This is a genomic window from Microcystis sp. M53598_WE2, from assembly GCF_030067735.1.
Lineage (GTDB): Bacteria > Cyanobacteriota > Cyanobacteriia > Cyanobacteriales > Microcystaceae > Microcystis > Microcystis aeruginosa.
Genome location: NZ_JASJFE010000260.1, coordinates 1 through 9,286 on the forward strand (window position 1 = coordinate 1; position 9,286 = coordinate 9,286).

Annotated in this window: 6 protein-coding genes and 1 pseudogene; 6 read left to right on the forward strand and 1 reads right to left on the reverse strand. The window is 45.7% G+C overall.

Features of this window, described 5'->3' with window-relative positions; genetic code table 11:
- Positions 1-464: 464 nt before the first annotated feature.
- The 4 genes from PX636_RS05485 (at position 465) to rnhB (ending at position 6,221) form a co-directional block, all read left to right on the forward strand.
- A complete protein-coding gene (locus PX636_RS05485) occupies positions 465-1,220 on the forward strand; it encodes a DUF2232 domain-containing protein (protein WP_288116432.1) in 756 nt (251 codons plus the stop codon).
- A complete protein-coding gene (locus PX636_RS05490) occupies positions 1,213-2,730 on the forward strand; it encodes an FkbM family methyltransferase (RefSeq protein WP_012264898.1) in 1,518 nt (505 codons plus the stop codon). The genes PX636_RS05485 and PX636_RS05490 overlap by 8 nt, the downstream gene beginning before the upstream one ends.
- A gap of 708 nt (positions 2,731-3,438) precedes the next feature.
- On the forward strand, positions 3,439-5,598 hold the full coding sequence (gene rne / locus PX636_RS05495; RefSeq protein ID WP_288116433.1) for a ribonuclease E: 2,160 nt from the start codon (positions 3,439-3,441) through the stop codon (positions 5,596-5,598).
- A complete protein-coding gene (gene rnhB / locus PX636_RS05500; protein WP_002798654.1) occupies positions 5,595-6,221 on the forward strand; it encodes a ribonuclease HII in 627 nt (208 codons plus the stop codon). Before rne ends, rnhB begins: the two co-directional genes overlap by 4 nt.
- A gap of 62 nt (positions 6,222-6,283) precedes the next feature.
- On the opposite strand, the gene gnd is transcribed toward rnhB, so the two are convergent.
- Positions 6,284-7,711: a decarboxylating NADP(+)-dependent phosphogluconate dehydrogenase gene (gnd, locus tag PX636_RS05505; protein ID WP_288116434.1), complete on the reverse strand. Its 1,428-nt coding sequence runs from the start codon at positions 7,709-7,711 to the stop codon at positions 6,284-6,286.
- Between the two features lie 393 nt (positions 7,712-8,104).
- On the opposite strand from gnd, the gene PX636_RS05510 reads away from it, so the two are divergent.
- Positions 8,105-8,887 carry an MBL fold metallo-hydrolase gene (locus tag PX636_RS05510; protein WP_288116435.1) on the forward strand — a complete coding sequence of 261 codons (783 nt, stop codon included), beginning with the start codon at positions 8,105-8,107 and terminating at the stop codon, positions 8,885-8,887.
- A 250-nt stretch (positions 8,888-9,137) separates the two neighbouring features.
- Positions 9,138-9,286, forward strand: a pseudogene (locus PX636_RS05515) (site-specific DNA-methyltransferase); the annotation flags it as partial.

A 9,286-nucleotide genomic window follows, 5' to 3' on the forward strand; every position in this document is an offset into this window, starting at 1 on the left:
CCAACCTACGATTTAAGGCGGGTCGATTTTTTTTTGAGCCGTAGAAACCCAACCCAATTATTTAAAAGTGTTGGGTTTCACTATCGTTCAACCCAACCTACGATTTAAGGCGGGTCGATTTTTTTTTGAGCCGTAGAAACCCAACCCAATTATTTAAAAGTGTTGGGTTTCACTATCGTTCAACCCAACCTACGATCTGAAATTAAATAATATTGTGGCGCTCCTAACGCACCCTACCTACTCATTCCCCCGTACTTTTTGCCGCAAACCCTATTTAGAGCCGTTTTTTTCAGTGAAAACAGGGAAATTTTCCGTAAATTCCCCCACCCCTAACACCTGATACTCAATCCAGTTATTAAAGACTGATTATTTATTCCCCCTTTTGCCTCTTGCCTGACTGGGAGTCACAAGTCTAAGCTAAGAATAGCTTGCCAACCCGTCCCGACCACCGGATAACTGATAGAATGAATGATTCTAACGCTAATTCTCCCGCTCAATCCTCAGAAGAGACAATAGATGAAACCAATTGGGTGGACATGGGGGAAGAGGAGAAACCCCTAGATAAACCCACTGCCAAACCTATCCAACCATCTCCTCTCAAGTCTATCGCTACCCTGATCACGGTGGAGACGGCTTTTTTGGCCAGTGCTACCAGTTTAATCTGGTTAATTGACTATTATTTTCCCCTCGGACCGTTATTAAGGGTTTTCTTCCCGATTCCTATCGCTTTAGCCTATTTACGTTGGGGCGCTCGTTGTGCTTCCATGACAGCATTAGTTTCCAGTTTACTTTTGTCGGTGTTAATGGGACCGACTCGCAGTATCGTCTTTTTGATTCCCCACGGCTTGATGGGGTTACAATTGGGGCTATGCTGGCGCCGGGGTGCGCGCTGGGAATTTTCTATCTTGACTGGGGGACTGTTGGGTGCTTTTGGTTTATTCTTTCGTTTTTGGCTGTTTTCAATTCTTTTAGGCGAAAATCTCTGGTTATATGTGATTACCCAAGCGACTAATTTTATTGATTGGATTTTCACCCAGTTAGGGATTCTCGCTAAACCGACGCTGCTGCAAGTGCAATCGATAGCAGTTGTGGGCATATTTGTCAATAGTTTATTATACTTATTTGCCGTGCATTTAGTGGCGTTATTAGTTCTTGATCGCCTCGGTAATCCGATTTCTCGTCCGCCCAAATGGGTGCAGGTCATACTAGATTATGAGTGATTATTTAGCGCTTTATCGTCAGTATCTCCAGTCAATTAATCCGGCACTGGATGGAGAGTTTTTAATCGCAGAAAATCTATCTACTAATTGGGATGAACCAGAAACGGCTTTAGATTTTCATAACTGTGCGGTGATGGCTTTAATTGAAGCGGAAAATTCCCCAATGCGATCGATGTATGTGGAGATGGCTTTTCAATCTCTGCAAAGAGTCCTAGAAATGGCGGTTTATCCCCTTGCTACTGCCCATTTAGCTCTAGTTTATTATCTAGTAGGCGATCGAGATTTAGCGGCACAAAATGCTTTTAATGCTTTAGTCCAAGTGCTATCATCGGTGAATGCTAATTATCCCCCGGGGTTAATTTATTATTTTCCTGCCCATAACCGACAGGAGTTATTAAGGGATTTATTGGAAACCGCTAATTATAGCGAGCAGACCTTGTTTTTATCTACAGAAATATTATATCGCTCATCCCTGGCTTTTTATAATCAAAATGGGGTAAGATTTCTGGAATTAGCTAATCATGTTAACCCCAATTCTTGTCATCTCAATCGTCAATTAGGTATCGCCAAATTAATTAATCAACAGCTAGAAGGTTTATTTAATCTCCATCGCGCCGTTAATCTCGATCCGGAAGATGCTGACAATTTGCAAGCTCTTTATTTAGCCTATCGGGGATTAGGACAACAACAATTAGCTAATTTTTGGTTAGAAACAGCGAAAGTAACGGGGAAAAGTTGGACAAATTTAGATATAAATCAGCCCTTTACCTATCTCGATTTTGATCGGGATATTACCCTAGCTGTAGAAGCAAGTTTTCGCAGTTTTGTCACGGGAGTTTTACTCGCCCAAGGGGATTGGTTTGAAGCAGAAATGGAATTTTGGCGCCATAGTATTAGGGAAGGAATGACGGTTATTGATGTGGGGGCAAATGCCGGAGTTTATACTTTTAGTGCCGCTCATCGAGTCGGAAAAACGGGAAAAGTTATCGCTATCGAACCTTTTTCCCAATGTATCCAGTTGCTAGAAGAAACCTGTCGGGTTAATCAATTTTCTTGGGTTTATCCCTGTCGAGGAGCAGCCAGTAATCAAGGGGGAAATGTTTATTTATCCCTGTATCAAGCTAGTGAATTAAATGAAGTCGTTACCGATGCAGCCCAATTAAAGTCAGACAATTACGAACCAGTTCCCTGTTTTACCCTCGATAGTTTAATTGATACCTATCAGTTAGAAAGGGTGGATTTACTCAAAATTGATGCGGAAGGCCACGAAGTACCGGTTTTAGAAGGTAGTCAACTTTTAATTGAGCGTTTTGCCCCGATTATTCTCTACGAAAATATTGCCGCTAATCAAGGCAGTAATTTAGCTGTGGCCCGATGGTTAGAGGGGAAAGGTTATCGACTATACCGTTATCGTCCCTACCTGCAAGAATTGCTAGAAATCGAGTCAGAAGCCGATTTACAGGGAATTTTGAACGTTATCGCCTTGCCTGAACGGGAATTAAGGGATTAAGGAAACCGTCAATCCGGTCATCTCATGAATAATCCTAGCTGGACTAGCGGGTTAATTAATTCTTTAGAAAGCCAAAAGGAGATAAAAAGAAAATTTTAGCCTAAAAAGTCAGCTATATAGCTTTTTAGGTCTATTTTATTGCCTATCATTGCTCCTGACTCCTGAATTCTAGCTATTGACTCCTTTCTTGCCCCGAAAAATTTATCTTGGTCAGGGGATCATCGTCTTGTCAGAGAGTGACCGAGTGAGTTATAGTCGTCTATAAGACTCGATTAAAGCATTTCTTAAAAGAATCGTGGTTTTTGGAAAATCGAAAAGTGCGCTATTTTCCCTTCCACAGAAACCCGTTGCCGAGGGGAGTAACTCAAAAACTCCTTTTTTCCTAGATTCTGATAGACAGAACCGGCGGAAACGGATAAAAAATGCTGTTATCGAGCAAGACTCAGGGATTAATTGAAAATCTCGTCTCCTGGCTGTGCTTACCTAATTGTGGGTCAAGCCGGCAGTTGCCAAACAGACTTAACAACTGAAACCAAGACTCAGTTCCCACGTCTGAGAGGCAGATGAACATCAAGATGAGGCTTTAACGATGCGGACTCATCTTCTTAGAACTTTCTTAACAAGACCAGATTTCCAGAAGTAGCCTCAAAGCATAGACAAATAGCCCATGGTCCGTCGCTTTTGAAACCGAAAGATTGAGGAAATTGAATGCCAAAACAAATAATCATAGCCGAACAACACCATATAGCGGCTGTTTTTTGGGAAGATCAAATTCAGGAATTAGTTGTAGCCACAGGTAATCAGCAGGTGGCCGACATCTATCTAGGATTAGTAGAAAATGTCATCCCCGGGATAGATGCAGCCTTCGTCAATATTGGCGATGCGGAACGCAATGGCTTTATCCATGTCACCGACCTGGGTCCCTTAAGACTGAAAAAAACCGCCGGTGCTATCACGGAATTACTGGCCCCCCAGCAAAAAGTGCTGGTACAGGTAATGAAGGAACCCACTGGCAACAAGGGACCGCGGCTAACGGGAAATGTCACTCTCCCTGGTCGTTATCTGGTATTGATGCCCAATGGTCGCGGGGTGAATCTTTCCCGTCGCATCCGCAGTGAAGACGAGCGCTCCCGTTTACGAGCTTTAGCGATTTTGGTCAAACCGGCGGGGATGGGGTTGCTGGTACGCACCGAGGCCGAAGGCAAAGCGGAAGAGGCGATTATCGAGGATTTGGAATTTCTGCAAAAACAGTGGGAGAGCATCCAACAGATGGCCGTCAGCACCAGGGCCCCGGCCCTGCTTAACCGCGATGATGACTTTATTCAAAGGGTTTTGCGGGATATGTACAGTGCCGATGTCAATCGCATTGTTGTGGATAACCCGGTGGCGGTAAAACGAGTTAAACAGCAATTGACGAACTGGGGCGGCGGCAAAGCTCTCGAAGGGGTTTATATCGACTCCCATCGGGAAACCCAGCCAATTCTCGACTATTTCCGGGTTAACGCTGCCATTCGCGAGGCCCTCAAACCCCGGGTTGATTTACCCTCCGGCGGCTACATTATCATCGAACCGACGGAAGCTTTAACGGTAATTGATGTTAACTCCGGTTCCTTTACCCGTTCGGCCACGGCCCGAGAAACCGTACTCTGGACTAATAGCGAGGCCGCCACAGAAATCGCCCGACAACTGCGCTTGAGAAATATCGGCGGTGTGGTGGTGGTGGACTTCATCGATATGGATTCCCGTCGCGACCAGTTGAAACTGCTGGAATTGTTTAATAAGGCCCTGAAAAGCGATAAGGCCCGGCCCCAGATTGCCCAATTATCGGAATTGGGGTTAGTGGAATTAACTCGTAAGCGTCAGGGGAAAAACATTTATGAATTATTCGGCAAAACCTGTGACCATTGCGGCGGACTGGGCCATTTAGCCCATCTACCCGGAGAAGGCAACGCCATCGCCTTAGAAACCCCCACCCTTAGCCGCGCGGAAAAAGAAACCTTTGTCGTTGCCCCAATTAATACAAAAGTTCTACCAGATAAGAGCGCTCCTAGCGTTGCGGCGGCCGAACCCTATCTAGAAGTTTTCTCCGAATTTGAGGCCGAAGAAAACGCCCAAGAGATAGATCTTTCCTTCCATCCCAACTATCAAGAACAGGTTAATAATTCTCGCCGTCGCCGCCGTCGTCGTCCCTCGGAACTGTTACTAAAAGAGGAACGGGGCGAAAAAGCCTCTACTAACGGTGTTAACAACGAAATCGAGCCGGAATCAGAACCCCAACGCTTTGAGGAAAAACGAGAACGCCCCGCCCGTCTCTCGAAACGGGGAGAAGATGCCAGCGCCGCCAAAAATATCCCCGTCAGCGAACGGGAGCGGGTTTCCGTGGAAATGACCCCGGTAGAACAGGAAGTTTATTCTTTAATGGGCATTTCTCCCCTGATTCTGGTGGATAAGGAGTTTAAAGACCCGAAATCGGTGATTGTTTCCGTGAAACTGGCAGGGGAAAGAGAAGCGGAAAACCCAGAAATGCCTGTTACTCCTGAAATATCCTTGACTCCTACCCTAGAAGTCGAGGACACCCCGGTAGAAGCGACGGAAACCGGCGAGGAAGCCGAAAATCGTTCCTTGGTGCGCCGTCGTCGTCGTTCCACCACTAGCGAAGTTAGTCAGGAAATCAACCAAGAAGCTAGTCCACCAGTGACTTTTACGCCCGAACCGATTACGACCGAAACTCCAGTTTTTCTGGGCGAAGTCATTCCTTTAGAGACCCCGGTGAGCGCCGAGGTGACAGAGGAGCCACAACTAGAGGCTGAAACCGCGGTGCTGCGTCGTCGTCGTCGTCGTTCCTCCGCCACTGTCGATGAGTCATGAGCGCAGAACCCTTAATTGCCGGTGTCGATGAGGTGGGGCGCGGGGCTTTATTTGGCCCCGTGGTGGCGGCGGTAGTGGTCACTGTCCCCTCTGGTTTTGCACGGCTGTGGGAGTTGGGGGTGAAGGATAGTAAGCAACTTAGCCCCCAAAAACGGCAAAAGTTGAGCCGGCAAATACAACGGGATTTTGTTTGTCGCATCGGTTATGCTACGGTGAAAGAGATCGATCGCTTGAATATTTTTCATGCCTCCCTACTGGCGATGAGCAGAGCTATCGGGAAATTACCCCTTTCCCCCAGTCTCTGCTGGGTCGATGGCAAGCACATTATTAAAGATTTGTCAATCCCCCAAAAGGCGGTAATTCAGGGAGATCAACAATCCCCGGTAATTGCGGCGGCTAGTATCGTGGCCAAAGTCTGGCGCGATGACTTAATTACTCGTTGGCACAGACGCTATCCCGATTATGGACTCGCTCGTCACAAGGGTTATGGCACTGCTCAACACCTAGAAGCGATTGGCAACTATGGACTTACTTCTCAGCACCGGCTCTCTTTTAGTCCCTGCCAACCGCGGTTGGAGCATGACTGCCGAACAATTTGCCCAAGGGTTATCGAAATTTCTTGACCGATAGCCAAAAAATTCCCCTTTTTACCAGAAATAAAAAGGGGAGAAGATATTAGATAGCTTTACGATTCAGCCATCCATTCCGTATGGAAAAACTCACCTCTGGGTTTATCGGTACGTTCATAGGTATGAGCGCCAAAATAATCCCGTTGTGCTTGGGTGAGATTTTGCGGTAAATTGGCCCGACGATAACTATCAAAATAGTCCAAAGAAGAACTAAAAGCCGGGACAGGAATTCCCAACTTATTAGCCAAGACTAACACCTCACGCCAGGCTTCTTGGCGATCGAGGATACTTTGCTTAAATTCCGGTGCTAACAACAAATTCGGCAAGCCCGGATTTTCCGCAAAAGCTTTGCGAATTTTATCCAAGAAACCGGCCCGAATAATACAGCCGCCCTTCCAGATCCGGGCCGATTCCGGCAGACTGATATTATAGTTAAACTCCTGAGAAGCTTTAGCGATTAAGGCCATACCCTGGGCATAGGAACACATTTTCGAGCAGTAAAGGGCATCACCCACCTTATTCACAAATAGTGCCGCATCCCCCGGATAGGTTTCCCCAGGTCCGGGTAACTCTTTGGCGGCTGCCACCCGTTCATCCTTATAAGCGGACATCACGCGAGCATTAACCGCAGCATAAATAGTCGGAATTGACACCCCCAACTCCAAGGAACTTAACACGGTCCAGCGTCCGGTTCCCTTTTGTCCCGCCGAATCCAAGATTAAATCTACCAAATGATGACCGGTTTCTGGGTCAACATACTTAAAGATATCGGCGGTAATTTCAATTAAATAAGAATTAAGCTCATCGGTGCGATTCCACTCGGCGAAAGTTTCATGTAACTGCTGATTGCTTAGTCCTAGACCATTTTTCAGCACATCGTAGGCTTCAGCAATTAACTGCATATCGCCGTACTCGATGCCATTGTGAACCATTTTCACATAATGGCCCGCACCCCCGGGTCCCACGTAGGTGACACAGGGACCATCATCGACTTGGGCGGCAATTTTGGTTAAAATCGGCTCTAATTCCCGATAGGCGAACTCTGTACCCCCCGGCATCAGGGAAGGACCGTGCAGAGCACCTTCTTCGCCACCACTGACCCCCATACCGACAAAACCGAGTTTAGTGGTCGATTCTAGGTCGCGGGTGCGTCTTTCTGTGTCCTCGTAGAGGGAGTTACCGCCATCGATAATCATATCTCCTTCTTCGAGAAGGGGTTTTAATTGTTCAATCACGGCATCCACCGGCGGGCCAGCTTTTACCATGACCAGAATTTTGCGGGGACGCTCTAAAATTTGGACGAATTCTTCTAAACTATAGGCCGCCTTGACATCCTTGCCGACGGCGCGAGTTTCCATAAATTCTTTAGTTTTGCTGGCGGTGCGATTGTAAACAGCTATAGGAAAACCCCGACTCTCCACATTGAGAGCGAGATTTTCTCCCATGACAGCTAGTCCGATAACACCGAAGGTACGTTTAGTCATAGAAATTCAGTCTCGGCTGATGCGTTCTTCTTCCCCTTTTAGCGCCTACTTTCCCTAAGATAGCTAAACTTTCCCTATTTCTTAAGCCTTGACTAATCAGTGATCAGTGATCAGTAATCAGTAATCAGTAATCAGTGATCAGATTTGGGTTTTCAGTGAGCAGCATTAAGTGAGGAGTGTTACAGCGTTTCTCCTCAAGATGAAGTGTAACCTAATTTGGTATCATCCCCGAACGACTGGCTACTGTTGCCTGTTCCCTAAAACCAGAGACTTCCTACCTCACCATTAAGATAACTGCTATAAATGGCATTCACTGATGACTGAAAAACCCCCAAGCGCAGAAAAATTAATGGTAATGTTAAATTAAATTAAGAAAATCCTCATTCTTCTTATATGCAGTTAACTTGGCTTGATAGTAATTCTTGGTTAATCGAAATCGGGGGAAAACGCCTGCTTCTCGACCCTTGGTTGGTAGGTTCCCTGACTTTTGGTAATTTAACTTGGCTATTTGAGGGCAAAAAAACCGCTAATCATGCCATTCCCCAAAATATCGATCTGATTCTTCTCTCCCAAGGTTTGGAAGATCACGCTCATCCTCCCACTTTACAGGTACTCGATCGCCAAATTCCCGTGGTAGCTTCTCCTAATGCCGAAAAAGTGGTTCGAGCGCTCAATTATACCCATCGCATCCCTTTAAACCACGGCTCTAGTTATATCTTTGACAATGCGATCGAAATTACTGCTGTCCCCGGTTCTCCAGTCGGGCCGACTCTGGTGGAAAATGGTTATGTTATCAAGGAATTAGCGACAAATCAGAGTATCTACTACGAACCCCACGGTTATCATTCTCCTAGCCTCGATTCTCTGGGTAAAATCTCCGTGATTATCACTCCTTTGATTGACTTAAAAATACCTTTCCTCGGACCGGTAATCAAAGGACAAGAAAGCGCCTTGGCAGTCTGTCAACGCTTGCAGCCCGAATATATTATTTCTACGGCTGCCGGTGGTGATATCGAGTTTAAAGGTTTATTGATGGCGGTGTTAAGTGCGGAGGGTAGTCCCGAATCTTTTCAAGAATTATTAACATCCCATGCCTTACCGACAAAGGTAATCGATCCTCGTCCTTGGCAACCTTTTACAGTGGAATTAGGCGAATGCGTCCCTGGTTTGAGCTAATCTAAGTTAAGGGAAGAATAGAAAAAAGTCAAAACTTTCTTCCCGATTTTTATCTAAAAAAGTAGAATTTTTGTTATATCTTTGCTGGCTACAGATAACATTAATTGTTTGAAAAAACTGGCTCTCTTGAATATTGGATGTAAAATGGGTAAAACCCCACACCCCACACCCCACACCCCACACCCTGCCCCCAGGAAAAACTTTTTCAGCAAACCCTAATTAAAAGTGGCTCTTCTCTGCTAAATTTTCTATGAATCAGTTGCCCTTATTTTCTCAATCAAAATCAGTGCGAGACTTTTATCAACCTGATGCCGAAATAATTCTTTATCAAGGAGATAGCAATAATTTTATCAAGACTATACCAGATAATTCTGTGAGCTTGATTATTACTTCTCCTCC